Below are 26812 nucleotides of genomic sequence, written 5' to 3'. Positions count from 1 at the left end.
GTGCCTTTGGGTACGCAACAGGCAGGTGCAGGTGATTGCGTACCCAAAGGCACGCGGGCTTTCTTGATGGCACACTGTGGCTACAAACATCCGTCCGCTACGCGGCCAACCACCCCTCATTTGCGTTTGCATCGACAAGAGTCTGCAAAAATCGTGACCAAAAAAGGGAAGGAAAAACGGTTTACTAATCATTTTAAATCCTTCGTACAGTACTGATTTAAAATGATGAATGTCAAATGTAAAAGTGCGCGGCATTGAAACACTTTATCATTTGACATTCATTATTTTAAATTTTAAATTAAAAAACTGCTCAATACCCCGGATTCTGCGTCAGATTCGGGTTCAGATCCCGTTCGCGCTGCGGAATCGGATACAGCGTATGCGTTTCGGTAATGCTGGTTTTGCCTTTGGCTTTCAGCAGTGGCACCAACCGGCCCGTCCGTACCAGATCGAACCAGCGGTGTCCTTCAGCGTTGAACTCCCAACGCCGTTCGTCCCAAATCGCCTGCCGGAAGGCTTCTTTGGTTAAAGCCGCCGTGAAGTCGGCTGTCGAAGCGCCGGTCAACGGAAAACCGTAAGCCCGGCGACGAATGGGGTTGATAGCGTCCAGAGCCGCAGCCGTGGGGCCGCTGATTTCATTTTCGGCTTCGGCAAACATCAGCAGCACATCGGCATACCGGATGATCGGGAAGTTGTTGTTGGCATCGCCAAACGCCCGCGCCGACGGATCGACGTATTTGTTGAAATGCTGGAAGGTATTGACAGTTTGACCCGCTCCGTTTACGTACGAATTCAGGAACAGTTCCCTGCGCTTATCCCCGGTTTTGAAGCTGTTGTACAGATCCATCGTCGGAATGAACGACCCGAAACCCCGGCCCGTAATGGGCGAGTTTTCCGGCGCAAAATACGTCACCATACCACTGCCCTGGCCACTGCCGCCACCCACAAACTGAATCTCGAAAACCGACTCCTTCCCGTTTTTATTCGAAATGGCAAACACGTCGATGTACCGATCAAACAAACCGTAACCGTATTTGGCGGCATTGTCGATCACCTCTTTGGATTTAGCCCGCGCGTTCGCAAAATCCTTCTTGTTGAGGTACACCCGCGCCAGCATCGACTTGGCGGCACCGGCGGTAACACGGCCCAGATCGGCACCAGTAAACTTGTCCGGCAACGACGTTTCGGCCTCGGTCAGGTCCTTGATGATTTGCGTATAGACCTCATCGGCACTGGCCCGGGCCACATCTTTCCCCGCACTCAGCGACTGGGTTTCGGTCAGCATCAGCGGCACCCCACCATACCAGCGAACGAGGTAAAAATAATAGAAGGCCCGCAGGAATTTCGCTTCCCCGATCAGCCGCTTTTTCAGCGTTTCGTCCATCGAAATCCCCGGAATCCGGTCGATGGCGGTGTTGGCGCGGTTGACGCCCTGGTAGATCACCTGCCAGCTCTGCGTTACCACACTGTTGGTCGGAATGGTCTGGAAACTCCAGAGCTGAACCCGGTCGGCATTGTTCAGCAGGGGGTCCATATCATCCGACGGCAAATCGCCCATGATGATGAAATTCCGGCTTTGATCGCCCACCTGATTGGCAATGTCATAGACGGCATTGACGGCCGCCGTGGCATCGTTGGCATTCGTATAAAAATTGACCGGAGCCAGCGACGACGGGGGCGTTTCTTCCAGCGAACACGCTCCCAGCCCGAAAGTCAACGCGGCAACAGCAAGGATAGGTTTGATTTTCATGATCTTACAAAAAGTTTAAGGTCGGATTAGAGTCCAATGTTCAGACCGGCCAGAATCATTTTATTGCCCGGATAGCTCCCGTAGTCACTGCCCTGGCTCAGCGTACTTTGTCCAAACCGGTTCACTTCCGGATCAAAACCGCTGTAGTTGGTGAACGTAATCCAGTTCTGCGCACTGACGTAGACCTTCACGTTATACAGTTTGATTTTACTGACCAGCGACGACGGCAGCGTGTACGACAAATTGATGTTTTTCACCCGCAGATACGACCCATCTTCAATCTGGCGGCTCGACAACACGTAGGCATTACCAACGGCGTTGGCGCGCGGAATGGTGTTGCTCGGATTCGTCGGTGTCCAGCGGTTCAGCGTTTCCGTCGACTGGTTGCTTACGCCGGTCAGCGACTCCTGCTCAAAGCGGTTGATGTTGAAAATGCTGTTGCCGGAGGTTCCCTGCATGAAAATGCTCAGTTCGACGCCTTTGTAGGAGAACGTATTGGTCAACCCACCGTAGAGTTTCGGCTGGGCATATCCCAGAATCACGCGGTCGCTGGCGTTGATGGCACCGTCGCCGTTCTGATCGACGTAACGCCGGTCGCCGGGTTTAGCGGTTTTCTGCGCTGATCCATCGACTTCGGCCTGCGTCTGAAAAATGCCATCCGTTTTGTAGCCGTAGAACAAGCCAATCTGCTCGCCCACCCGCACCAGCCCGGAGTTCGGAAGCTGAAGGTGACCACTGGCATCGCCCGACGCAAATTCCGTCTGATCGCCCAGATTCAGCACTTCGTTGCGGTTGGCCGCAATGTTAAACGCCGTTGTCCACTTGAACGCACCCGTCAAATTGGTGGAATTGATGCCCAGTTCTACACCCTGATTCCGGATGCTCCCCAGGTTTTGCAGAGCCGACGCATACCCCGAAACGTACGGCAGCGGCACCGACAGCAGCAGATCGGTCGTTTTCTTGTTGTAATAATCCGCCGTCAGCGTGATGCGGTTATTCAGGACGCCCACATCGACACCGATATCGAACTGCGCGGTGGTTTCCCAGCGCAAATCCGGGTTGGCCACGCGCGATGGCCCGATGCCGATCACAACCGTGTTGTTAAAGTTGGCATTTTGCGTTCCCAGCGTCGCCAGGGACTGGTATTGCGTAATTTCCTGGTTTCCGCTCAAGCCGTAGCTTACCCGCAGTTTCAGGTCGTTGATCACGTTATTACCTTTCAGGAAATCCTCTTCCGACAACCGCCATGCCACCGAAGCCGACGGGAAAACCGCCCATTTGTTGCTGGCTCCAAACCGGGATGAACCATCGGCCCGAACCGTTGCAGTCATCAAATATTTGCCGGCATAATCGTAGTTGGCGCGACCGATGTACGAATTAAGCTGCCAGTTGCTGGCCGACGACGCCGGCACCAGCGCCGTTGACGCCGACCCCAGGTTTTCGTAGGTCAGAATGTCGTTGGCAAATCCCTGCGAACGGGCCTCGACGCTTTCAAACCGGTTTCCCTGCATCGTATAACCCGCCAGAAGCGTCAGGTTATGAACACTCCCGAACGTTTTGTTGTAAGTCAGCGTGTTTTCGTTCAGCCAGGTCGACGACTGGGTGTTGATGATCGACGCCTGACCGCTCAGTTGCGTACCGGTGGCGGTATTGCGCGACAGATACAGGCTCCGTTTGGAGTAATTGACATCGGCACCGAAGCTCGTCCGGAACGTTAGCCCCGGAATGATTTTGTAGTCGGCGAATACACTCCCGATCATCCGCGTTCCAACGGTTTTGTTGAACGTTCCCAATGCCTGTGCCACCGGGCTACCAATCTGAATCCGGCCGGGCGTGTTGAAAACCACCAGCGTTCCGTCCGGGTTGCGAACCGGCTGCGTCGGCGAGAAGTTCAGCGCACTGTAGACGACGGTTCCACCCGTTCCGCCATCGGCATCCGTCGGCACGGCATTGTTGCGGCTCCGGATCACGTTCAGGCTGGTTCCGATGTTGAACCGGTCGTTGATTTTATGGTCGAAATTGAACCGGAACGAAGCGCGGTCGTACTCGGAATTGATGATAACACCTTGCTGATTCAGGTAGTTGGCCGAAACCGCATAGCGCGTTTTGTCCGAACCGCCCGATGCCGTCAACTGGTAGTTTTGAATCGGCGCTTCCCGGAAAATTTCATCCTGCCAGTTGGTTCCTTCGCCAAAACCGGCGATTTGCGCATCCGTGAAAACCGGCGCACGACCCGCATTCGTGTTGGCTTCGTTCACCAGCGTCGCATACTGCGTCGCATTGAGCATCGGCAATTTTTTCCGCACCTGCTGAATGCCGTAATAGGTCTCAAATTCGATGCGGTTTTGGCCTGATTTACCGCGTTTGGTCGTAATCAGCACCACGCCATTGGCCCCCCGCGACCCGTAAATGGCCGTCGCCGACGCATCTTTCAGAATTTCCATCGACTCGATGTCGTTCGGGTTCAGGTTCGCGCCACTTTCGTTATACACCGGAAAACCGTCGATGACGTAAAGCGGCTCGTTTCCGGCGTTGATGGAGTTCCCCCCGCGAATCCGAATCGTTACCCCACCGCCCGGCGCATTGGATGCCTGCGTTACCTGCACCCCGGCGGCCCGGCCCTGCAAGGCCTGCCCAACGCCCGTCACCGGAACGGACTTGATGTCTTTTGCCGAAACGGATGAAAGCGAACCGGTCACGTCGCTTTTTCGCTGCGTTCCGTAGCCCACCACCACGACTTCTTCCAGCGCTTTCTGGTCTTCGGCCAGCGTAATCGTAAGCTGGCTCCGACCACCGATGTTCACTTCGAGCGAGGTGAATCCCAGCGATGAAACGACTAACGTACCGTTGGACGGCGCGTTCAAACTAAATGTACCCTGTGCATTGGTAGAGGTTCCGGTGGTCGTTCCTTTCACAACCACGTTGGCTCCGGGAATGGCTTCACCGTTGGCCCCCGTTACTTTCCCCGAGACCGGGGCGGTTTGCTGCGCCATGAGCAGGATTGGAAACTGCAGGCCCACCAGCAGGGCGAACCAGATCCACCGGCTGGCTTTTGTACCGTTTTTTTTCATAGGATTTAGAATTGTAAAATAGGTTGTACCCTCGACGCCCACATGCTTGTTGATCGGGTTGACAAAGCTGATTGGTTAATTACTAAGCAATATTAATTGCCAGGAGACTAAAAAATGTCGGAATAATCTAAATCGAACGGTTTGTCCACCTCTTTGAACGGTTTTTGATCGACCTGAACGATTTGTCCACCAATTTGACCACTAGACGTTATCAAGAAAAAGTTGGACGTAACTAAACTTGCACTTCCAAACCGTAGGAGCGATCCCTGTGAGAAAAAACAGACTTATTCTATCCATTGCTGAAGTCGGGTCCATCGTAGTACTCGTCTCCTTTCTCCTATATTTGCTTTCGATCCTGCTTTGATTTCACGTTTACGACAGCCCCGTTTTCGGGGGTTGCCGGACGAGTCTGTACCTTTTAAGTCATACCGATGCAAACACGGTTACTCCTCTTCCCGGTTTTGATCTGCCACTGGCTGGCGGGGATTGTTTATGGGCAGTTGCCCAAACCGCCGAAAGCCGTTGTGGCCACGTTAAAGTCCGACGTTCTGGCCGAAGCCCGCTGGGCCATGCAGCAGGAACCCATCACCGTGACGGCGCAAACCTCGCCCCGGAGCGCGGGTGGCAAACACGATTTCTTTTCGGAGGGCGACTACTGGTGGCCCGACTCCGCCAACCCGCAGGGGCCGTATGTCCAGCGCGACGGCATGACCAACCCCGACAATTTTGTGGCCCACCGCCAGGCCATGATTCGCTTCAGCCGGGTGGTGGGGGCGCTGGCGTCGGCCTATGTCATCACCCGCGACGAAACCTACGTCCGGCAGGCTTTCCGGCACCTCAACGCCTGGTTTGTCGATCCGGCCACGCGCATGAATCCGTCGTTGCTCTACACCCAAGCCATCAAAGGCCGGGCAACGGGCCGGGGCATCGGCATCATCGACACCATTCACCTGATGGAAGTGGCGCAGGGATTGCGCGTGATGGAAACCGCCCAAAGCAGCGATAAACGATCCGCAGCGGCTGTTCGTCAATGGTTTGCCGACTACCTGATCTGGCTGACGACCCATCCGTACGGGAAAGATGAAATGAATGCGAAGAACAACCACGGCACCTGCTGGGTGATGCAGGTGGCGGCTTTCGCCAAACTCACGAAGAATGACTCGCTGCTGGCGGTCTGCCGAAACCGCTACACAACCGTTCTGCTCCCTGACCAGATGGCCGCCGACGGCAGTTTTCCGCTGGAACTTCGCCGGACCAAACCGTATGGGTATTCGCTGTTCAACCTCGATGCCATGACGATGATCTGCCAAATTTTATCCACCAAAACCGACAACCTCTGGACGTACCAGACCGCCGACGGACGCGGTATTCGAAAAGGTATTTCTTATCTGGTTCCGTTTGTGCAGAACAAGGCCGACTGGCCGCTGAAACCCGATGTGATGTACTGGAACGACTGGCCGGTGGCGCATCCGTTTCTGGTGTTTGGGGCTGTGGCTTTCGACCAACCGGCCTGGCTGGCAACCTGGCAAAAACTGGAGCATCGTCCGCAGGTTGAGGAAGTGCTGCGAAACCTGCCCATCCGAAATCCCATTATCTGGCTTTAATGTCTCCATACTAATGAAAAAAATAACCATCTCACTACTGGCAGTGCTGGGTCTGCTGACCGGTTTCGTCCCCAACACCCGGATCAAAACCCTGTTCGATCGAGCGGAACAGCAAACGCGGCTGATGCTGAGTGAAGTAGCCGCTATCGATAAAAAACCGAGCAGCAATAAACCGCTTTGGGTCTCACCCCGAACGTTGAATGAAGCTGGTGCGTTGCAGCTCGTGCCCGCCCGCGACTGGACGAGCGGTTTTTTCCCCGGCGAACTGTGGTACCTCTACGAATTTACCGGCAAAAAAGAATGGGCCACCCAGGCCCGGTTCTACACGGTCAACCTGGAAGCCGAGAAGATGAATGCCGGTACGCACGACATGGGTTTCAAAATCTATTGCAGCTACGGCAACGGTTTTCGGCTGACGCGCGATCCGGCGTACCGCGAGGTCATTATTCAGGGAGCCAAATCGTTGAGCAAACGGTTTAAACCGACGGCGGGCATCATCCGGTCGTGGGACCACCACAAGGAAGTCTGGCAGTGTCCGGTGATCATCGACAACATGATGAATCTGGAATTGCTGTTTGCGGCCACGCGACTGACGGGCGATTCGAGTTTCTACAAAATAGCGGTTACGCACGCCAAAACAACGCTAAAAAACCATTACCGCCCCGATCACAGTTCCTTTCACGTGGTCGATTATGATACACTAACCGGGAAAGTTTTGAAGAAAAACACGCACCAGGGCTTCAACGACGCGTCGGCCTGGTCGCGCGGCCAGGCCTGGGGGTTGTACGGCTACACGCTTTGTTACCGCGAAACCAAAGATCCGCAGTTTCTGAAACAGGCCGAAGCCATTGCCCGGTTTATGCTCGATCACCCCCGGATGCCCGCCGATCTGGTGCCGTATTACGATTATGATGCGCCCGGCATTCCGAACGAGCTGCGCGATGTGTCGGCGGCAGCCGTAATGGCTTCGGCCCTGTATGAACTGAGCACCTACGGTTCCGGCAACGCCCGCTACCGGGCCAAAGCCGATCAGGTCATCACCAGTTTGTCGAAAAGTTATGCTTCACCGGTCGGAAAAAACCACGGTTTTCTGCTCCTGCACAGCACGGGCGCGAAGACATTCGAGCGGGATGTGCCGCTGGTTTATGCCGATTACTATTACCTGGAAGCGTTGTTGCGGGCGAAGAAGCTGAACGAGAAAAAACCGCTGTTCTAAAACCGGAACCGTCGCCCGTTTCAGGATTTCTCCCATTCATCGGCGTTTTTAATACCCAATTCTCTCGGATTGAAAACAGGATCTTTCCCCGCTTTTTTCTGAGCCTGGTAGTCTTTCAGCGCCAGCAACGCCGGTTTTCGCAAGAGAACGATGGCAATAATATTGAGCCAGGCCATGATGCCCACGCCGATGTCGCCCAGCGTCCAGGCCAGAGCCGCCGTTTTGACCGAGCCGTAAAAGGTTGCACCCAGAATCAGAATGCGAAGGGCCAGCAACAAGGTTTTGCTGTTCTTTTTCTGATCCAGGTAGCTCAAATTCGTTTCTGCGATGTAGTAGTAGGCCATAATGGTGGTAAACGCAAAGAAAAACAACGATACCGCCACAAAACCTCCCCCAAACGACGGGAAGTGGGTGTTGATAGCCATTTGCGTGTATTCGCCCCCAATGGCCGCGCCGGGGATGTTTTCGACCAGAAAACCGCCTTTCGGATTCACGACATTGTATTGGCCCGTAAACAAAATCATGAAGGCGGTGGCAGTACAGACGAACAGCGTATCGACATACACCGAAAATGCCTGCACCAGCCCCTGTTTGGCGGGATGGCTGGTTTCGGCGGCTGCGGCCGCGTGCGGGGCCGTTCCCTGACCGGCTTCATTGGAGTAGATGCCTCTTTTCACGCCCCAGGCCACGGCCATGCCGAAAACGCCACTGTAGAGCGGTTCCAGATCAAACGCCGACCGAACGATGAGGCTCATCACTGAGGGGATTTCGGTGATGTTCATGACAATGATGATAACGGCCATCAGGATGTAGGCCCCGGCCATAAACGGAACGACAATCTCGGCCACTTTCCCGATGCGTTTTACCCCGCCGAAGATGATCAGGCTCAACAGGAGCGTCACAATGCCGCCGGTAACGGCCACCGGGATTTGAAACGCATTTTGGGCACTGATGGCAATGCTGTTGCTTTGAACACCGGGCAAAAATAAGGCAGTACTCAGAACCGTTGCAATGGCAAACAGCGTCGCATACCATTGAATTCCAAGCCCTTTTTCGATGTAATAGGCCGGGCCACCGCGGTATTGGCCGTCTTTCACCTGCTTGTAAATCTGACCCAGCGTAGCTTCGATGAAGGCTGATGCCGCGCCTAAAAAGGCAATGGTCCACATCCAGAAGACTGCGCCCGGCCCGCCCATGGCGATGGCCGTGGCAACACCGGCAATGTTTCCGGTTCCGACCCGGCCCGAAATGGCAATGGCAAAAGCCTGAAAGGAGCTGACCCCTTTTGCGGATGATTTGCCGCCAAACAGCAACTGAACCATGTCTTTGAGGTAGCGTACCTGCAAAAACCGGGTGATGATTGAAAAATAAACACCGACGCCGAGGCACAGGACGATCAGCGCATTACTCCAGATAATGTCATTAATGGCATTGACAAGGTTTTCCATGAAACGTACGAGGTGGGTTGGAATAGGATGTTAGCTTGCAAAGAAAGGTCCATTCTTCAACAATGTCGTAAAAAAGCTAAATTTTGCCACAGATTATCAGTCATTTTAAAAAAATAACCCTATTCTTTGTTAACCAAGCCCGAATTATCTACCTCCGGTCACATCGATGAAAATACCGGTCGAATACGACGCTTCATCCGACAGTAACCACAAAATGGCCCGGGCCACTTCTTCGGGCTGCCCACCCCGTTTCATGGGAACGGTTTCCTTGACCCGCTCGACCCGGTTGGGTTCCCCCCCGCTGGCATGAATATCGGTATAAATGAACGCCGGCCGGACGGCATTGACCCGGATGCCTTCGCCGGCGACTTCTTTCGACAGCCCCAGTGTTAAACTGTCCATCGCGCCCTTGGAAGCGGCATAATCGACGTATTCGCCGGGGGAGCCGGTACGGGCCGCAATCGACGAAACGTTCACGATTGCTCCCCCTGCCCCGCCGTGTCGGGTAGACATCCGCAAAACCGCTTCTTTTGAACACAGAAAACAACTCACTACGTTGGTGGTAAAAATGCGCTGCAAACGACTCGCATCCATTTCCTCGACCCGCTGTTGCTTTTCCAGAATACCAACATTGTTGACCAGGGCATGCAGGGGGCCAAAGTCGCGGTCAAGGGCGTTAAACAGATCGGTGACCTGCGGCTCCGACGAGACATCGGCTGCGTAAGCCGCAGCTTTTCCGCCCTGTTGCCGGATAGAATCCACAATTTTTTCGGCCGCTGCCTGATTTGTCAGGTAATTGATACCGACCGCGTACCCTTTTTCAGCGGCCAGATAGGCGGTTGCCGCTCCAATTCCCCGGCTCCCGCCCGTAATGAGAATAGTCTTTTTCATCCTGCAAGAAAAGTACTTTATTTGAAAAATGATCAGCCTTTACGTCAATGCAAATCTCTGTCCAACAGGCCGTCGCCCAGCTTCAGCAGACGACCGGGAGCGTGTTCACGACCGTCATGCAACACGGCTCGATGGTGGTTGAACTCTACAAACCCGACCGGATCGATCTCCAGCAACCTCACGAACAGGACGAACTCTACGTAGTAATCAGCGGCACCGGTGAGTTTTTGAATGGAGAAACCAAAACCGCTTTTCAGCCGGGCGATGTCTTGTTCGTCCAGGCGGGCGTCGTTCACCGCTTCGAAAACTTTACCCCTGATTTCAGTACGTGGGTGATTTTTTACGGCCCCAACGGAGGAGAAGCTCCGCACTAAACACGCAAAGCCGACTCGTTAACCTGATTGCTATACTCCGTCGGCGTCACGCCAAACTGGGCGCGGAAAGCCCGGCTGAAATACCGGGGATCGCTGAAACCGACCGCAAAAGCGATTTCCGACACGCTGGCTTTCTTCTGTTTCAGCAGGTTCTCCGCTTTTTTCAGGCGGGTGGTTCGCAACAGGTCAATGACGGACAAACCGGTCAGCATTTTTACTTTGCGGAACAAAACCGGGCGGCTCATGCCCATTTCGCCCACCAGACTGGTCACGTTGAAATCGGCATCGCTGAGGTGCGCGTCCAAAACCGTCATCAACTGATTCAGGAATTTATCGTCGGGGTGATCCAGTTGCTGCGCCTGCGGTTGCAGCGTCACGATCCGGTGGTATTTGGCCCGCAACTGCTCCCGCAACAACAGCAGGTTGCGGACGCGGGCCTGGAGCAAAACCGGGTGAAAGGGCTTGGTCACGTAGTCGTCGGCACCGGTTTGCAGCCCCACCAACTGATCGTCGGTCGTGCCTTTGGCCGTGAGCATAATGACCGGAATGTGGCTGGTGCGCGGATCGGATTTGATGCGGTGCGTCAGCGTAAAACCGTCCATCACCGGCATGGCGACGTCAGTGATGATCAGATCGGGCAACACCTGCGATGCTTTTTCCCACGCCGTCAGTCCGTCAGCCGCTTCGATCACCTGGGCGGTGTCGGCCAGCAAATCCCGGATATACGCCCGGATGTCGTCCTGATCTTCCACCACCAGAATGAGTTTTTTGCCGGAAAGCGGTATTTCTTCCGATTCCTTCGCGCTTTCCAGGGCCACGATCAAAGCCGCTGGCCGAAGAACGCCAAATTCCGGTTCTGTCGACAGGTCGGTTGGCACCGGTTCGAATTGACCCGGCAGGCGGACGGGGAGAGTGATCGTAAAACGCGTGAAACCAGCCGTTTGCCACACCTGCTCCCGACTCTCGACCGTGATCTGACCGTGGTGCTGATCGACAATACTTTTACTGAGCGCCAACCCCAGTCCAAAACCGGAATCCCGCGTTTTGGAACGATTGACCTGATAAAATGGGTTAAAAATAGGATCCAGTTCATCCGCCGGAATGCCGCTACCCGTGTCTTCGACGGTAATAACCGCCCGATTGGCCACGTCTGACTCGCCAAAATCCTGCTGCAACCGGACAGAAATAGTACCGCCCGCCGGGGTAAATTTAAATGCGTTCAGCAGCAGGTTGTAGATCACCTTCTCCATTTCCCCGGCGTCGATCCAAACCGGCAGAGCGGTCACTTCCGACTCTGTGAGCAGGACGACCTGACGCGAACGGGCGTGTTCCAGAAACGAATCCGTGATTTTTTCCAGAAAAACCACCAGATCCGTCTGCCGTTTTTGCAACTGAATATGCCCGGTTTCGTGCTTTCTGAAATCGAGAAGCTGGTTCAAAAGCCGCAACAGCCGGTCGGTGCTGCCCCGCATGACGGCCAGTTGTTTTTGCAGAAAAGCATCGTCGGTCCGGTGGGCGGTCAGCACCTCCAGCGGCCCCATCACCAGCGTCAACGGCGTTCGGATTTCGTGCGCAATTTCCGTAAAAAAGTTCAGTTTGGTCTGGTGAAGTTCCTGCTGTTGGGCTTTTTCGATCTGCTCCACCTCCAGTTCGTGCGCCAGTCGAAGGCGGTTTCGGTTAAACCGCGACCAGAGTCCCAGCAAGCCCACAAAAGTCAGCGCATAAAGGATGTAGGCCCAGGCGGTTTTCCAGATCGGCGGCAAAACCGTAATGCTCAGTTCCAGCGGCCGGGGGTTCCAGATGCCGTCGTTGTTGGCTCCTTTCACCTGAAGTACATACGCGCCGGGAGCCAGATTCATGTACATCGCGCGGGGTTCGTTCACGTAATTCCAGCCTTTATCGAAGCCTTTCAACCGGTATGCATACCGGTTTTTGAAGGAATTGATGTAATTGAAAGCCGCAAAATCCAGCGAAAAAACATTCTGCTGGTGCGTAAACGTAAGCCCCTGTTTGTAGTCGATGCCGCCGGGGGAAAGGCTGGTAACCGGCTCGTTGAACAACCGCAACTGGGTGAACGCCAGCCGGGGCGGGGCGGTGTTCCGGCGAATGCTGTCGGGGTGAAAATAGACAATGCCGTCGTAGCCTCCAAAATAAAAATAGCCGTTGGCGTCCCGATGCGTTGAATTGGAGGTAAATTCCTTGCAAACCAGCCCGTCGTGCTTGTTGTAGGAAATGATCTTCGACTGGTCGGGATCGAGTTGGGCCAGGCCATTGTCGGTGCTGATCCACAAACGCCCCTGTTGATCCTCGCGAATTCCGAAAACCGTGTTGCTGGGCAACCCCTGCGCCATGGTGTAGTGTCGGAACGAGCGGTTGTCGGTTCGCATCAGGTTCAGACCGCCGTCGCGTGTGCCGATCCAAAGCCGGTGTTGCCGGTCTTCCAGAAAACAGGTGATGTGGTTGTTGCTGATCGAGGTTGAATCGGTGTCGCGGTGAACAAACCGGACGAAGGCATCCCGACCCGGCACCTTCCGGTTGAGGCCGTTCGTGGTGCCGACCCACAACTGTTGCCGGCTATCGATGAGCAGGCTCATTGCGTTGTTGGAACTGAGCGAACTCGGTTGATCGGCCCGGTGCCCCAACTGCACAAAAGCGTTTGTTTCAGGCTCAAACCGGCACAAACCGCCCAGGTTCGTCACAATCCAGAGGATTCCTGCCGCATCGCGTTTGAGGTCGTAAATGCGATCGTTCGGCAACGAACGCGGGTTGTTGGGTTCGTGCAAATACCGGGTGATGGTTTGTCGGCGCAAATCCAGGTAATTCAATCCCTGCAACGTGCCGATCCACAGGCCGTCCGGCCCATCGGCCAGCAGGCATTTGACCTTGTCGTTGGACAAGGATTGGTTGTTTTTCGGATTGTGGACGTAATGCCGGGCAACGGTTTTGTCGGCATTGAGCAGAAAAAGTCCCCGGTCTTCGGTGCCGAGCCAGAGTTGATTCGATGCGTTGGCGGGCAGCATCGGCCCCGCAATTTTGAACGGCATTCCACCTTCGCGACTGATTGGGCGGTAGGACCCAAACTGCCGGGCCAGCGGACTGTAGAGATCGACGCCCCCGTAGTAGGAACCGACCCAGACCGAGCCATCGCGGTCGCGGAAAATGGAGCGAACCGAGTTGTCGCTCAGCGAACCGGGGTCGGCGGGCTGATTGGTCAGGGTTCGAAACCGGCTGCCATCCTGCGCCACAATGTGCAGTCCCGACATGGTTCCCACCCAGAAATTGCTTTTCCCGTCAGCCTGAATCGTTCGGATGGTTTGGGTGCTCAGATCCAGTCCGGGTGCGGTGTTCCACGAAACAACGCGCTTTAATTGTCTGTCGAACAGCGCAATACCGTGCCGTTCGGTGCCCAGCCAGAGCCGTCCGGCCCGGTCTTCGCCCATGGCGTTGATGCTGTTGAAGGCGTTGTGATAAACCGCATCGGTGGATTCCAGGAAATGATGTGTCAGTTGGAATTTTCCCGAAGGCATCGGCCGGAGTTGCACCAAACCGCCGGATGTGCCGACCCAGAGGTTGCGGTTACGGTCTTCGAAGAGGGTTCGGACTTGCCGGTTTTTCAACTCCCGGCGGTTCTCCGTCAGGTTCGCCAGCGGCTCGAACTGCCGGGATTGGCCGACCTGCAAGCGGTATAATCCGTGAAACGTGGCGACCCAGAGATTGCCCCGGCTGTCTTCCGCCAGACTGATGATGGTGGAATCCTGGGAATCGTTGAACGAAAACCGCTGAAAATCATCCCGATCGGGCCGGAACAGACACAAGCCTTTCGTGGTGCCGACCCAAAGCCGCCCGTGTTGATCCACCAGCAGGCTGTTGATCGTGTTGGAAGCCAGGCTGTGCGGGTTGCCGTTCTGGTTTTTGTAGACCACCACCCGGCGGGAGTCGTAGCGGTTCAGTCCGTCGCGGGTGCCAAACCACATGAATCCGCTGGGATCCTGCGCGATGGCGTACACGCTGCTTTGCGACAGACCTTCTTCCACGCTAAGGTGGCTGAACGTTTGCCCGATGGCAGCCGGTAGCAGCAGAAATGTATAGAGAACGCCCAGCCAGAACCGGACGCGGAGTTTGTGATGAGTCATCTTCGCAATCTTAAACCATCCCGATACTGGATTAATTGCATACCGGAATGGAATTATCTTACAAAGACAGGAGTGGTTCGTTCCTCCTCACGTTCTTCTAATTTACCAGCGAACGGACTGAAATTTCCAGCCGGGCTGTTTTTTCTGCATCTCCGGTTCGTCGTCCCGTTTTTTCAACCCGCAATCCAGGTAATTTTGGTGCAGTCGGGCCAGCGCTTCCCGGTCCAGTTCCACGCCCAAACCGGGTTCCTGCGGAACCAGAACCGCCCCTTCCTCGAAGGTAAATCGCCCGGCGGTGATGATTTCGTCCGACTGCCACGGATAATGGGTGTCCAGCGCATACGGAACCTGCGGCAGTGCCGCGCCGAGGTGAACCATGGCCGCCAGCGAAATGCCGAGGTGGCTGTTGGAGTGCATGGACAACCCGCGCCCGAAGGTTTCGCAAATGCCGGAGAGCGTCATCGAAGCCCGCAAACCGCCCCAGAAATGGTGATCGCTCAGGATAATGTCCTCCGAACCAATGGCAATGCTGTTCGGAATGTCTTCGAACGAAGTCGTACACATGTTCGTAGCGAGGGGCGTTTTCAGGGCTTTCCGAACCTCCGCCATAGCCGCCTGTCCTCGAACCGGATCTTCGAGATACTCCAGAATCGGCTCCATTTCCCGACCGTATTGAATGGCGGTTTCCACTTTCCAGAGCGCGTTCGGATCGATCCGCAACGGCACATTCGGGCCAAACGCTTCGTAGAGCGCAAACATCGCGTCGACCTCCTGCCGGGGTTCGAAAACCCCGCCTTTCAGCTTGATCGACTGAAATCCGAATTCGGCACACATGGCTTTGGCCTGCGCGACAATCTCGGCCGGGTTCAGGGCGCTGGCTTGCCGGGCCGCGGCCCAGCCTTCCGCATTCGGGTCGGTGCCGAACGCCAGCTTGCCCCCGGCACCTTCGTATTTATAAAACAGGTAGGCCGAAAACGGCACCCGATCCCGCATTTTGCCGCCGAGAAGATCGACCACCGGACGACCCACCACTTTCCCGATAATATCCAGACAAGCGACTTCGATCGAACTAAAAATATGGACCATTTTCCGCTGATCCCAGGGCGCGTCGCCCCGTTGAGCCGCCGTGTCGGTGCCGAAATGATCGACCAGAACCTGCCGGATTTCATGGAGTTGAAACACGTCGCGTCCGATCAGCAACGGTTTTGACGCTTCCAGAGCGGCATCAATGTCGCTGTTGCCCGGAATCTCACTGATGCCCGAAATACCGTCGTCCGTCACCAGTTCCACGATGGTGCGGAGGGCATACGGTGCGTGCAGACCGGCGGCATTCAGCAAGGGCGGATCGACAACGGCAATCGGTGTAACGGTAATCTCCTTAATTTTCGGTCCGGCCTTGTAGGGAAAAGGGGTTGTCAAAGTCATCGTGAAATGCGGGATTCTGTTGTCATTTAACTAACTCTTCACTTCGTCGGAAACCGCCTGGAGCAGCCCTTTGATGTAGCCATAGGCAAACGAAAAAGCCTGGGGCGTACTGCCTGCATCGTGGTGGTGCGGCACGTGGTCGGGCATGACCATTCCGGAAAAACCGACATCGCGCAAGGCCCGGACCACGTGCAGGAAGTTCATGTCGCCGTTGTCGGGATAGACTTCCTGAAAATTGTTCCAGCCACCTTTGATGTTCCGCAAATGAACATTAAAAATCTGATTTCGCTCACCCACCCACTTAATAATCGGCATAATCTCGGTTTTCGGATCTTTCAATCCTTCCGCAATCGAGCCGATGCAAAAGTTAAAACCGTGGTATTCACTGTCGTACAATTTCGCAAACCGCTGAATCCCTTTGAACACATCGGGGCTGTTCCAGCGCGTGATGCCGCGATACCCAACGGGTGCCGGGGGGTCGGCGATGTGGTTGGCCAGTTTCACTTTGTACTCTTTTGCCACCGGCAGAATCCGGTCCAGCATGTACGTAATGCGTTCAAACATCTGCTCAATCGACACATCACCGGCCACGGTTTTGGGGTGATTTTGCTTGAGGGCTTCCTCATAATTCCAGACGCTGTAGGAGGCATTGCCGCGCTTGGGGTCCGTATACCGCCCGGTGCGCAAAACCGGCAGAATGGTGGTGTTGTAGTTCAGGACTTTGATCCCGGTTTTGCCGGCCACCTGAATCATCTGCTGGAGAATTTCGATTTCGCGGTCCCGCTCCGGGCTTTTCCCGAGCATGATGTTCGGATATTCTACTTTGTCGATCCCGGCGGAGGTCAAGGGGTAGTGGTAAGCGTCGAGGCTGATGCCGTATTTCTCGCAGGCTTCCCGCTTTTTCATCGAATCGTCGAGGTCCCAGCCTTTGCCCGGTATGGTTTTGGGCGAACCGCCGTCCAGGTTGTAGACGCCGTGCCGGGCCTTGAACTCCAGGTTTTCCACGGACGTGCCGCCCGACTGGCAGCCAACTTTCATGAGCACTTTTTTGGGTGCAGCTTTCACTTCTGCCCGGGCCTGTTCGGCACCAAACGCAGCCGCTCCAACGGAGCTGGCGGCCATGACTTTGATAAAACTGTTCCGTTTCATGTTGGTAAGGGATTTAGGTGAGATTTCGCTTCAGTCTTCCAATTCCAATAGAATCCCGCTGTGATCCAGTTCGGCGTTCCCGGCTTCAATGGCGGCTTGCATCTGCCCCGCGACCAGCGCCGTCGCTTTCAGCGGCACCGCAAACTCTTCGCCAGATTGCAGCGCGATTCCCAGGTCTTTTTTGTGCAGTTTGATTTTAAAACCGGGCGTAAAATTGCGCTCGATCATCCGTTTGCCGTGCAGGTCGAGAATGCGGCTCTGGGCAAAACCGCCCAGCAGAACTTCCCGCATTTTTTCCAGATCGACCCCGGCTTTTTTCGCCAGTGTAAACGCTTCGGCCACGGCCTGAATGGTGATTCCGACAATCATCTGGTTGCAGGCTTTGGTGGTTTGCCCCGCGCCCGGTTCGCCGATCAGGACGATGTTTTTGCCCATCGCCTGAAAAACCGGCAGCGCACGTTGAAAGGCCGCGTCGCTCCCGCCCACCATGATCGACAACGAGGCCGAAACCGCCCCCACCTGACCGCCCGAAACCGGCGCATCCAGCGCTTCCACGCCTTTTTCCTGCATCTGTTGGTGAATAGCCCGGGCCGTACTGGGTGCAATCGTGGACATGTCGATGAACAACGCGCCCGGCTGAATGCCTTCCAAAACGCCATCCTGCCCGGAAACGACCTGCTCCACATCGGGCGAATCCGGCAGCATCGTGATGACGATGTCCGTGTTTTGCGCCAGGGCTTTATTCCCCGGAAACGCGGTTGCACCGGCCTCAACCAACTCGGCAGCCGCGCTGCTTTTTTCCAGAACCGATACCGGATAACCGGCTTTGATCAAGTTCAACGCCATGGGTTTCCCCATAATTCCTAAGCCAATGAATCCTATTTTTTCCATAAGTAGACGATTTTCGGTATACCGTTAAATTAACGGAAACAACTGGGCGCCGATCATGATGATAATCAGACCGGTCAGGCCCATGACGACGAGCAGGGGCGAGATGGTTTTCAGGGCCTCCTGTTCAGTTAAATTGCTAAGTTTACAAATGATCCAGAAACCGGCGTCGTTCATCCACGGCACCAGTTTGGAACCGCAACCGATGGCCAGACCCAGGTACACCGGATGAAATTCGAGATTCGCATTGCTCGCCATGCCCGACAGAATCCCCGATGCCGTGATTAACGCCACCGTCGCGGACCCCTGCGCGGTTCGGACCACGGCGGCAATCAGAAATGCCAGCGGAATCAGGGCCATCTGGTAATCTTTGGTCAGGTCGGCAATCCGCGTGCTGATGCCGGTTTGCTGCAACATACCGCCAAAAGCTCCGCCCGCTGCCGTGATCAGGATGATGCCGCCCCCACTCATCAAAGCCGCCTGAACGAAAGGTGTCAAACCCTCTTTGCCGCTTTTCTTGTGGGCGGCCAGAATCAGCAAAGCCGCAATGCCGCCGGTGACGACGGCAATATTTTTGTCACCAAAAAACTTCACCACCTTCAAAACCGCCGATTGCGTCAGTGCGTCTCCGGGTGTGGCCAGCGTGCTCAGCACGGTATCAGCGCAAATAAAGACCAATGGAATCAACACGGGCAGCAACGACACCCCCAAACCGGGCAGGTGGACGTCTTCTTTAGCCGCAATCAGTTTGATGTCTTCCAGTTTGGCATCCAGCGAATCCCGCAACGGAATCGGCCATTTCCGGTTGGCCCATAGCGCAAAGAAATAGCCGGCAGTGATCGTAAAAAGTCCTACAATGGTCCCGGCAATCATCATCAGTCCAATCGGAATGTGCATTTCGCCGATCAGAAACAGCGGCCCCGGGGCGGGCGGAACCAGGGAGTTTGCCATCGCGGCTCCGGCCATGATGCACAAAACCAGCAACAGGTAATTTTTACCAATTCGCAAGGTCATGGCCTTGGCGAGCGGCATCATCAGGAAAAGAACGGTGTCAAAAAAAACCGGTATCCCAATAAAAAAACTACTGACCAGGAAGGCGATGGGTGCTTTGCCGATGCCCGTCAGTTTCAGCATGGAGCGGATGATGCGTTCGGCGGCTCCGCTTTCCAACATGCACTTGCCGATGATGGCGGCCATCGCAATCAGGATGCCGATTTTGCCGCAGGTGGCTCCAAACTCCGTGGCAATCCGCTCGCCGATGCCTTTTTTGGCCAGGGCCTGCGCAGCCGCCGGGGCGGTTCCTTTCGCCAGGGCGAATTGCTCGATGGCCGACGCGGGCGTCATCAGGGCGACAATGAACGCGCCGAGCAACAGCGCCAGAAAAGGATGCAATTTCAATCCGATGATGCCACCGACAACAATAAATACACCAACGGCTAAGATTAACAGGGGATCAGACATTCAGAGTTTCAGGTTTAGGATTTAAGGAGTTGTTTCGCGGACGGGGCCGCCCGTGCGGTTAAGCGGAGGAAAAAGAGAGTTAAGCGAAGAAATTAATAATAAAACTCTGCTGAACTCCCCTTTTTCTCCGCTTAACTCTGCGAAATAGTTTTTTCAACCGCCCGAAAGGCATCCAGCTTTTTCGCCAGACTGCGGGCACCGTCGGCGACGAAGGTGGCATCAGCCCCGCAGGCAATCATCCGGATGCCGAGGTCGTGGTAGCGTTTGTAATCGTCGGGGTTGAAAAAGAGAATACCGGTGGCTTTTCCGGCTTTCTGGGCCGCGTTGACCGTCTCCCGCAAGGCTTCCTTAAAACGCGGATGATCGAACTGCCCGAAAATGCCGAGTTCCATCGACAGGTCGGCGGGGCCGATGAACAGCACATCGACGCCGTCGATAGCCGCCACTTCGTCGAGGTGATTCAGCACCTCCACGGTTTCGATCTGTACCACGCCCAGAATGGTTTCCTGAGCTTCGGCGTAATATTGCGGAAAGTTCTGCGCAAAACCGGTCGCCCGCACCATCTTGGCAACGCCCCGACCGCCGTGGGGCGGGTAATGCAGGCCGTGGACGACTTTTCGGGCCTCTTCCGGATTGTGAACTTTCGGACACATAATGCCCTCTGCACCCATGTCCAGCACGCGGTGGATGCGCTGGCTTTCAGAGCTTTCTACCCGCACAATAGCCCCCGCCGTCGTGTGTTCGAGGGCCTGTAACTGATACAAAACGTCTTTTTCCGAGCCCGCCCCGTGTTCGAGATCGATCAGCACCCAGTCGAAACCGGACTGACCGACAATTTCCGCCGTGAGTGAACTTCCCAGATTTAACCAGCACCCATTGAGGGTTTCGCCTTGTTTCAGTCGTTTTTTTAGATTTTTCATGTAAAGGAAAGGCGAATAAATGGGCACTTTACTTCTTATCCCACCAAATCCGCGTATCCAGCAGATTGGCACCCTGTCGGCTAATGGCCTGATCGACATTGGCTTTGTTCACATTCAACTCGGCATCGGTGTAGGTCAACCGGCGAATGAAACCCTCCGTTTTCAGATCGCTGCCGGGATAGGGGTTGGGCGTCAGAACCGGGAAACCGCTCCGGCGGAAATTGGCCCAGGTTTCGGGGCCCACCAGAAAAGACGCCACCCAGTATTGCGTGTTGATTTGCTCCAGTTCCTTGCCTGCTGCCAGCGGATTGGCGTCCACATACGCCGTAATGGCACTTTCAGCCACGGCGGTATTGGCTCCATACGTGGCCAGTTGCTGCATGTGCGCCCGAATGCCGTTGGCATAGAGCGTGGCGGCATCGCCCGTCGTCCATTTCCGAAAAACCGCTTCGGCCAGCAGAAGCTGCGTCTGGGCGTGGGTTACCAGAAAACTGGGTGCGGTCAGGCCCGCCATCCGGGTTTTGTCGAGCTGGCTATAATCCCACAAACTGGCTAATTTACTGGCCGTTACGGCGGTACTGATCGTCGTGTTATCGAACCCCTGTGGAGCGCCAATCTGAACCGCCGGGGTTCGGTTGGCCCGCGACTCCACCTGCTGCGCCCCACTGATAGCACCAACATACCGGACCGCAATGGAGGCCAGGCGCGGGTCGTTGTTTTTCTGGAGGAAGTTCACAAACTCCTGATCCAGGTAGAAAAACGCCGACTGCCCTCCGTTCAACTGACTGCCTACAGGGTTGGTAAAACTGGCGGTGTGCCGGATGATCGCGTTGTCGGCATTGGATTGCATCACGCCACCGGCCACCGCTTTGGCCACGTATTCGGCGGCTTTGGCCGGGTTCACTTTGGAAAGCCGCATGGCACCCCGCAGCAGCAGCGAATACCCCAGCCGCTTCCACTTGACCACATCACCGTCGTAGAGCACATCGCTGGCCACCTTGGTTTTCGACGCGTCCAGAGCCGCCGAAGCCGCATCGAGTTCGGTCAGAATATCGGTATAAATCGACTCCTGGCTGTCATAAACCGGTTTTACAATGCCCTCCAGATAGCTCTTTCCGGCCTGAACGTACGGGACATCGCCGTAGGTGTCGGTGATCACCATAAACGCGTACGCTTTCCAGATCCGCGTCATGTTGTAGAGATTGACACGGGCCGGATCATCTTTGGTTTGGGCAATGACATCGACCAGTTCCCGGATGATGGTGCGGTAATACGTATTCCAGTTTCCGTTTGAGACGGTGCGATTGTCCTGGTTAAAGTTGGCCGCCGAACCCGAACCGCTGAACGGCGTGATCATCTGCTTGACAATCGTGGTTTCGTAGCTCAGGTTGCCGTAGCCCGGCGCACTCGACACGATGGCCGTATTCAGTTGAAAAGCCGGTTCCACCGCCGTCAGGGCAATGGGGTTGACATTCATTTCATCGAAACCGTCGTCGCAGGCACTGAGGAGAAGAGCTAACAAAAAAACAGGTATCTTTTTCATGGTTAGTGATTTAGAGAATTGCTTTGTTTCGCGGAGTTGAGCAGAGTTTAAAAGAGTTTAGCGGAGTTATTTATTTCTCTGCTTAACTCTGATTTTCTCCGCTCAACTCTGCGAAACTTTTTTGATACTTAAAATCGCACATTCAAGTTAAAACCAATGCTCCTCGTAATCGGCAAACCGGTGGCTTCGAGACCGACGAGGTTATCAGACGGGAACCCGAACTGTTCGGGGTGAATGTTCGGCACCCATTTCTTGATGACGGCCACGTTGTTAGCCACGGCATTGAGCCGCAATCCTTTGATGAACTTCGCGTTGGTGGGCAGAAATTTGGTGAAGTCGTAGCCCAGCGTGATCTGCCGCAACTGCCACAAACCGGCGTTGTAGACAAACTCCTCGGCAATGTTCTGCGAACGGACGGTTTCGTAATAGGCCTGCACGCCCGACTTGGTCTGGTTGACTTCGCCGTTCGGGTTGACGCCCGTGCCAATCACAAAATTTTGCTCCCGGCCCACCAGCGTGGCCTTGTGCAACCCGTGCCGCCAGGCGTTGTGGTTGGTTCCGGAAATCATCTTATGACCCAGTTTGAAGTCGATCAGGAACGACAGGTTGATGCCTTTGTAACTGAAGCTGTTGGTAATGCCGCCCACCCATTTGGGCAGCGCACTACCAAAACTGATCTGCGTCGGCGTGCGCAGCGGACGACCGTTTCCGGCGTCGAAAACCTGCCGCCCCTGCGCATCCCGCAGATACCCGAAGCCAAAAAGCTGACCCATCGGCAGGCCAACTACCTGCCGGAGTTCGCCGGTGAAGTCGCCGGTTCCCACGGTAATCATGTTGTCGCTGACGCTCGAACCCAGATCCAGCACTTTCGTGACGTTATAGGCCGCGTTGAAGGTGGTATTCCAGGTAAAATTCGGCCGTTTCACCGGCGAAATGTTCACCAGCATTTCCAGCCCCTTGTTACTGCTTTTGCCCACGTTGATCAACTGTGTCTGATAGCCGCCCGCGTCGGAGGTCTGGGCGCGCAGAATCTGATCCGACGAAACTTTGTCGTAATACGTAAAATCCAGACTCAGGTTGTTGTTGAACAGCCTCAACTCCAGACCGACTTCTTTTTCAGAAACCCGCATCGGGCGCAAATCGGCGTTGGGAACGGTGGTGCCACTGATGCTGGCCAGCGGCTGGGCCGTTCCGCTCGGCGACGGGAACTGCTGGGCGTTGATGCCGTAGAACAGGTTGTTGGCGTAGGGCGACACGTCGGTGTCACTCCCAACTTCCGCATAGGCCGCCCGGATTTTTCCGAACGTCAGCCAGGTGGGCAGCGAACTGGCAAAAGCCTGTGAAAACACAAAGCTGGCGGTGATGGACGGATAGAGAATGCTCCGGTTTTCGGGCGACAAGGTGGAGAACCAGTCATTTCGGACGGTTCCGTTCAGGAATAAATAATCCTTAAACGAGACTTCGGCCGAACCGTAGAGCGAGTTCACCTGCCGTTCCGAAAAGTCATAAATGGCGTCGCGTTGCCGGCCGTTGCCGATGGTATACAAATTCCGAACGTAAAAATCCTGCACCAGCACGTTGTGACGGCTGATTTTCCGATACATCTGGTTGCCGCCCAGATTCACATTGACGCCAAAAACGCCGAAGGTTTTATTGGCATTCAGCAGGAAATCGGCGTTCAATTCGCGAACGTGCCGAACGTCCTGCACATACTGCCCGTTGACAAAACCGGCGGGTGCTGCGGGTTGCCGCTGCGTACCGGTCGGCAGGTTGTAATCCTGTTCGCGGGCGTAGAAATCCTGCCCAATCCGGGCTTGCAGAAACAGCCAGTTTGTGAAGTTGTATTTGGCCGTGAGGTTGCCGAAAACCCGGTCGGTGCTGATGTTTTCGAAACGTTTCAGGGCGAAATACGGGTTCGTGCGGTTCGTAAATCGCGACCAGACCGTTTCGTTGCCGTTGGCATCCGACGCGTATTTTTCCAGAATATCCAACGGCATGGAGTTCGCCATGTTGAAGATAATTACCGGACTGTAATCCTGCTCGGCGATGTTAGGCGGGTTTTTCCGGAATTCTTTTGAGTAATTGATATTTCCCGAAACCGTCAGTTTTTTGGCCAGCGTTTGGGTGAAGCCCAGGTTGACGGTTCTGCGGTTGTAGTTCGACCCGCGCAGGATGGTCGTATTGTCCAGATTGGAAAGCGAGAGGCTAAAACCGCCATTTTCGTTCCCCGACGACAGCGTCAGCGTGTTCGTCCAGGTGCTGCCTTTCCGGTAAAAATCGGTGATCTGATTCCGCACCGGCTGGTACGGTACGGTAATGTTGTCGAACAAAACCTGCGTCATGCCGGGCTGGAATTTCTCTCCGAAACTCCATTGCCCCGACGTTGGGAAGGGCGTTGTCGGACGAACGCCGTTCTCACCCTGACCATATTCGTACTGGTAATCGGTGTAATCCAGGGGCGTGTCGGAGGTAAAGTTGGAGTTGTATTCCAGACCAATGCCGTTGCCGCTGCCCCGGGTTTTGGTCGTGATCATGATCACACCGTCTTTGGCGCGCGACCCGTACAAAGCCGAAGCAGCCGCCCCCTTCAAAACCGTCATGGTTTCGATGTTGTCGGGGTTGATGCTGCTCAGGCCATCCCCGCTGTCCGACGTCCGGTTGCTGCCCCGGTCCGATACGTCGCCCCGCGCCCCGTAGTTCGTGTTGTCGATCGGCACCCCATTGACGACGATCAGGGGCGAGTTGTTGCCGCCAAACGACGACTGCCCGCGAATCCGGATTTTGCTGGTCCCGGCCGGTCCCGAACCCAGCGACGTAATATTGACGCCGGCCATTTTCCCCTGTAAAGCGTTCATGAAGTTCGCCGTCCGGTTGATCGTCATTTCGTCCGAACCCACCGTTGCGGTCGCGTAGCCCAGGCTCTTGGTCTGTTTTTTAATCCCCAGGGCCGTCACTACCACCTCATTCAACGCCTTGCTTTCCGGCGTCAGCGCAATCTGGATGGTGGTTTGATTACCGACGGCCAGTTCTTTGTTCACGTAGCCGACATAACTAAAAACCAATACCGTCGAACCATCCGGCACATCCAGTTGAAACGCCCCACTGGCGTTGGTGGTAGTCCCTTTCTGTGTGCCTTTGATCAGTACATTCACGCCCGGCAAGCCCACGCCGGTTTCGTCGGTCACCTTGCCCGACAGCAGGCGTTTGGGAGCCAGCGTTGCGGCTTTTTCGATGAGATCGACCAGGCCGGGCTCGTACACCGGTGCCGTGCTGGCCGACAGAACCACCTTTCGGCCCACCAGTTCGTAGTTGACCGGCAGCGGTTTGAAATACTTGACCAGCACCTCCTCCAGCGTCGAGTTATTGGCCTGAATGCTGATCTTCTGCCGCTTCTCAATCACCTGCGAGCTGTACACAAATTGCACATCCGTTGCTTTTTCAATATCCGCCAACACCCGTTTTATATCCTGGTTATCAGCGTGTAACGTCAGGCGTCGGCTCAGGTATTCCTGAGCGTTACTCGTGTGGGCATACGACACGCCCACCAGCGATAACATAACCAAACTTTGTGTTAATGAAAACCGCATAAGCTTCAACCAGAGTTGTCCGGCAAGGTGTTTTTTCATAGTTTTGTTAAGGTTGACTAGTTCTGTTTTCGGAACGTTTTTCTCTGAGCGGTTACTTTGGCGAGCGACACTCAGTGAATAGACCGGTTGGCAGTGGCGTTGTCACTGCCAACTTTTTTTTTATTACCCCCAACCCCCTAAAGGGGGCTTTCTAATCCGGATGATTTTAGCCCCCTTTAGGGGGTTGGGGGTAATATATCATCGGTATCCCTTTCGGCTGATGACAATTTGACCATCGGTTATTTCGTAACTCGCCGATGAGGCCTTGCAAAGCAAATCCAGCTTCTCATAGAGCGACTCACTCGACAGGATGGCGGTAATTTTGCTGCTTTGGAATAGCTGCTCGTCGAACTGGATTGGAATTCCGTAGCTCTTTTCGAGTTCGTGCAGAATCACCGGCAGGGGAACTTCATCGTAGACAAACGGACTTTCTTTGGCTCTTTTCGCAATCAGCAGCGGTTTGGCCACCAGCGTTTTGGTCAGATTCCCGTCGCTTTTTTCAAAAATAGCCGCCTGATTCGCGTTCAGAATCAGGCCGTTGACTTCCTTGTTATCCGGGACCTTCTCCGGTTTTTTTTTGTAAACCGACACTTTCCCCGACAACACCTGCACCGTAATTTTCTGATCCAGGTCGAAGGCTTTCACGACGAAACGCGTGCCGAGCACCTGCGTAATCATTTCGCCGGTGTAGACCATAAACGGCTGACGCTGACGCTTGACCGAAAAACTTCCTTCGCCCTGCAAATACACGACGCGGGAATTTCCGGAAAACTGGGACGGATACCGAAGGCGGCTTTTGGGACTCAGCAACACCTCCGAACTATCGTTGAGCACCACCCGCAACAGTTGTTGGGAATCGTTGGTGGTTTCCACCAACTGAATGGCGGAGTTAACCGACAACTGAGCAACCCTTTGTTCCGGCTTTTTATCGAAAAAATACCAGCCAAATCCCATCACAGCCACGAAAACGGCAGCAATCGCCGGGAGCCAGCGAACCGGATTATCAGGTCGTCTTTTGTCCCGCTCCGGCTCCAGAACCGCATACCGTTTGGGTGTATACGCACCGGCGTTGTCAATGAACGCTTCCGTCTCTTTGCGGATCTCGGCTTCACTAAGTCGCTCGGGAGCCACGTTGGCAGCCCGGATGAACTGCTCGGCCTGCTGGAAGGCCGTCTGTTTTCCGGGATAACTTTTCAGAAAAGCGCGCCAGAACTCATCCCGCTTACCACGACCCCGCACCCAGTCCTGGAAATCTTCGTCCCGAATAAAATCCTCCACGGTATAGGTTTCGTAGTTTTTCATAAGTGTAGCGG

General features: G+C 55.0%; 17 protein-coding genes. 4 read left to right on the top strand and 13 right to left on the bottom strand.

What is annotated here, in order from left to right; translation table 11 throughout:
- A partial coding sequence (locus tag DUE52_RS32695; RefSeq protein WP_222930350.1) for a hypothetical protein occupies positions 1-216 on the top strand: 216 nt, incomplete at its 5' end.
- Positions 217-310: 94 nt separating this feature from the next.
- Here the strand turns inward: DUE52_RS32695 and DUE52_RS31250 are convergent.
- Both DUE52_RS31250 and DUE52_RS31245 read right to left on the bottom strand, forming a co-directional pair.
- Positions 311-1750, bottom strand: a complete 1440-nt coding sequence (locus DUE52_RS31250; RefSeq protein WP_114410073.1) for a RagB/SusD family nutrient uptake outer membrane protein — start codon at positions 1748-1750, stop codon at positions 311-313.
- A gap of 26 nt (positions 1751-1776) precedes the next feature.
- The gene (locus DUE52_RS31245; protein ID WP_114410072.1) at positions 1777-4821 is read right to left on the bottom strand and encodes a SusC/RagA family TonB-linked outer membrane protein; all 3045 of its coding nucleotides are present in this window, start codon (positions 4819-4821) and stop codon (positions 1777-1779) included.
- Positions 4822-5252: 431 nt separating this feature from the next.
- On the opposite strand from DUE52_RS31245, the gene DUE52_RS31240 reads away from it, so the two are divergent.
- On the top strand, positions 5253-6425 hold the full coding sequence (locus DUE52_RS31240; RefSeq protein WP_114410071.1) for an alginate lyase family protein: 1173 nt from the start codon (positions 5253-5255) through the stop codon (positions 6423-6425).
- A gap of 13 nt (positions 6426-6438) precedes the next feature.
- Positions 6439-7641 carry a glycoside hydrolase family 88 protein gene (locus DUE52_RS31235; protein WP_114410070.1) on the top strand — a complete coding sequence of 401 codons (1203 nt, stop codon included), beginning with the start codon at positions 6439-6441 and terminating at the stop codon, positions 7639-7641.
- A gap of 20 nt (positions 7642-7661) precedes the next feature.
- On the opposite strand, the gene DUE52_RS31230 is transcribed toward DUE52_RS31235, so the two are convergent.
- Positions 7662-9089 carry an alanine/glycine:cation symporter family protein gene (locus DUE52_RS31230; protein WP_114410069.1) on the bottom strand — a complete coding sequence of 476 codons (1428 nt, stop codon included), beginning with the start codon at positions 9087-9089 and terminating at the stop codon, positions 7662-7664.
- A 144-nt stretch (positions 9090-9233) separates the two neighbouring features.
- Positions 9234-9980 carry an SDR family oxidoreductase gene (locus DUE52_RS31225; protein ID WP_114410068.1) on the bottom strand — a complete coding sequence of 249 codons (747 nt, stop codon included), beginning with the start codon at positions 9978-9980 and terminating at the stop codon, positions 9234-9236.
- Between the two features lie 47 nt (positions 9981-10027).
- Here DUE52_RS31225 and DUE52_RS31220 point away from each other — a divergent pair, with 47 nt between their 5' ends.
- On the top strand, positions 10028-10354 hold the full coding sequence (locus DUE52_RS31220) for a cupin domain-containing protein (protein ID WP_114410067.1): 327 nt from the start codon (positions 10028-10030) through the stop codon (positions 10352-10354).
- Here the strand turns inward: DUE52_RS31220 and DUE52_RS31215 are convergent.
- The 9 genes from DUE52_RS31215 to DUE52_RS31175 all read right to left on the bottom strand — a co-directional run bounded on the left by DUE52_RS31215 (position 10351) and on the right by DUE52_RS31175 (position 26801).
- A complete protein-coding gene (locus DUE52_RS31215; RefSeq protein ID WP_114410066.1) occupies positions 10351-14487 on the bottom strand; it encodes a hybrid sensor histidine kinase/response regulator transcription factor in 4137 nt (1378 codons plus the stop codon). The two genes, DUE52_RS31220 and DUE52_RS31215, sit on opposite strands and share 4 nt — an antisense overlap.
- Positions 14488-14589: 102 nt before the next feature.
- The gene (locus DUE52_RS31210; protein WP_114410065.1) at positions 14590-15912 is read right to left on the bottom strand and encodes an enolase C-terminal domain-like protein; all 1323 of its coding nucleotides are present in this window, start codon (positions 15910-15912) and stop codon (positions 14590-14592) included.
- A gap of 30 nt (positions 15913-15942) precedes the next feature.
- The gene (locus tag DUE52_RS31205) at positions 15943-17061 is read right to left on the bottom strand and encodes a mannonate dehydratase (protein WP_114410064.1); all 1119 of its coding nucleotides are present in this window, start codon (positions 17059-17061) and stop codon (positions 15943-15945) included.
- Between the two features lie 30 nt (positions 17062-17091).
- The gene (locus tag DUE52_RS31200; protein WP_114410063.1) at positions 17092-17952 is read right to left on the bottom strand and encodes a 2-hydroxy-3-oxopropionate reductase; all 861 of its coding nucleotides are present in this window, start codon (positions 17950-17952) and stop codon (positions 17092-17094) included.
- A 24-nt stretch (positions 17953-17976) separates the two neighbouring features.
- Positions 17977-19410 carry a GntP family permease gene (locus DUE52_RS31195; protein WP_114410062.1) on the bottom strand — a complete coding sequence of 478 codons (1434 nt, stop codon included), beginning with the start codon at positions 19408-19410 and terminating at the stop codon, positions 17977-17979.
- Between the two features lie 131 nt (positions 19411-19541).
- The gene (locus DUE52_RS31190) at positions 19542-20330 is read right to left on the bottom strand and encodes an HpcH/HpaI aldolase family protein (RefSeq protein WP_114410076.1); all 789 of its coding nucleotides are present in this window, start codon (positions 20328-20330) and stop codon (positions 19542-19544) included.
- Between the two features lie 28 nt (positions 20331-20358).
- The gene (locus DUE52_RS31185) at positions 20359-21873 is read right to left on the bottom strand and encodes a SusD/RagB family nutrient-binding outer membrane lipoprotein (RefSeq protein ID WP_114410061.1); all 1515 of its coding nucleotides are present in this window, start codon (positions 21871-21873) and stop codon (positions 20359-20361) included.
- 128 nt (positions 21874-22001) lie between these two features.
- Positions 22002-25499 carry a SusC/RagA family TonB-linked outer membrane protein gene (locus tag DUE52_RS31180; RefSeq protein ID WP_114410060.1) on the bottom strand — a complete coding sequence of 1166 codons (3498 nt, stop codon included), beginning with the start codon at positions 25497-25499 and terminating at the stop codon, positions 22002-22004.
- A gap of 198 nt (positions 25500-25697) precedes the next feature.
- Positions 25698-26801: a FecR family protein gene (locus DUE52_RS31175; protein WP_114410059.1), complete on the bottom strand. Its 1104-nt coding sequence runs from the start codon at positions 26799-26801 to the stop codon at positions 25698-25700.
- Between the last annotated feature and the right edge of the window lie 11 nt (positions 26802-26812).

Origin of the sequence: Larkinella punicea, assembly GCF_003334855.1 — a bacterium.
Lineage (GTDB): Bacteria > Bacteroidota > Bacteroidia > Cytophagales > Spirosomataceae > Larkinella > Larkinella punicea.
Note: the sequence above shows the minus strand (reverse complement) of the source record. Positions and strands in the feature narration are given on the sequence as shown.

What these genes read in the sequence shown, in the direction of transcription:
- DUE52_RS31185 (WP_114410061.1), bottom strand. Translation starts at nt 21,873, where the DNA reads ATGAAAAAGATACCTGTTTTTTTGTTAGCTCTTCTCCTCAGTGCCTGC.
- DUE52_RS31240 (WP_114410071.1), top strand. Translation starts at nt 5,253, where the DNA reads ATGCAAACACGGTTACTCCTCTTCCCGGTTTTGATCTGCCACTGGCTG.
- DUE52_RS31210 (WP_114410065.1), bottom strand. Translation starts at nt 15,912, where the DNA reads ATGACTTTGACAACCCCTTTTCCCTACAAGGCCGGACCGAAAATTAAG.
- DUE52_RS31175 (WP_114410059.1), bottom strand. Translation starts at nt 26,801, where the DNA reads ATGAAAAACTACGAAACCTATACCGTGGAGGATTTTATTCGGGACGAA.
- DUE52_RS31245 (WP_114410072.1), bottom strand. Translation starts at nt 4,821, where the DNA reads ATGAAAAAAAACGGTACAAAAGCCAGCCGGTGGATCTGGTTCGCCCTG.
- DUE52_RS31200 (WP_114410063.1), bottom strand. Translation starts at nt 17,952, where the DNA reads ATGGAAAAAATAGGATTCATTGGCTTAGGAATTATGGGGAAACCCATG.
- DUE52_RS31230 (WP_114410069.1), bottom strand. Translation starts at nt 9,089, where the DNA reads ATGGAAAACCTTGTCAATGCCATTAATGACATTATCTGGAGTAATGCG.
- DUE52_RS31205 (WP_114410064.1), bottom strand. Translation starts at nt 17,061, where the DNA reads ATGAAACGGAACAGTTTTATCAAAGTCATGGCCGCCAGCTCCGTTGGA.
- DUE52_RS31250 (WP_114410073.1), bottom strand. Translation starts at nt 1,750, where the DNA reads ATGAAAATCAAACCTATCCTTGCTGTTGCCGCGTTGACTTTCGGGCTG.
- DUE52_RS31195 (WP_114410062.1), bottom strand. Translation starts at nt 19,410, where the DNA reads ATGTCTGATCCCCTGTTAATCTTAGCCGTTGGTGTATTTATTGTTGTC.
- DUE52_RS31215 (WP_114410066.1), bottom strand. Translation starts at nt 14,487, where the DNA reads ATGACTCATCACAAACTCCGCGTCCGGTTCTGGCTGGGCGTTCTCTAT.
- DUE52_RS31190 (WP_114410076.1), bottom strand. Translation starts at nt 20,330, where the DNA reads ATGAAAAATCTAAAAAAACGACTGAAACAAGGCGAAACCCTCAATGGG.
- DUE52_RS31235 (WP_114410070.1), top strand. Translation starts at nt 6,439, where the DNA reads ATGAAAAAAATAACCATCTCACTACTGGCAGTGCTGGGTCTGCTGACC.
- DUE52_RS31225 (WP_114410068.1), bottom strand. Translation starts at nt 9,980, where the DNA reads ATGAAAAAGACTATTCTCATTACGGGCGGGAGCCGGGGAATTGGAGCG.
- DUE52_RS31180 (WP_114410060.1), bottom strand. Translation starts at nt 25,499, where the DNA reads ATGAAAAAACACCTTGCCGGACAACTCTGGTTGAAGCTTATGCGGTTT.
- DUE52_RS31220 (WP_114410067.1), top strand. Translation starts at nt 10,028, where the DNA reads ATGCAAATCTCTGTCCAACAGGCCGTCGCCCAGCTTCAGCAGACGACC.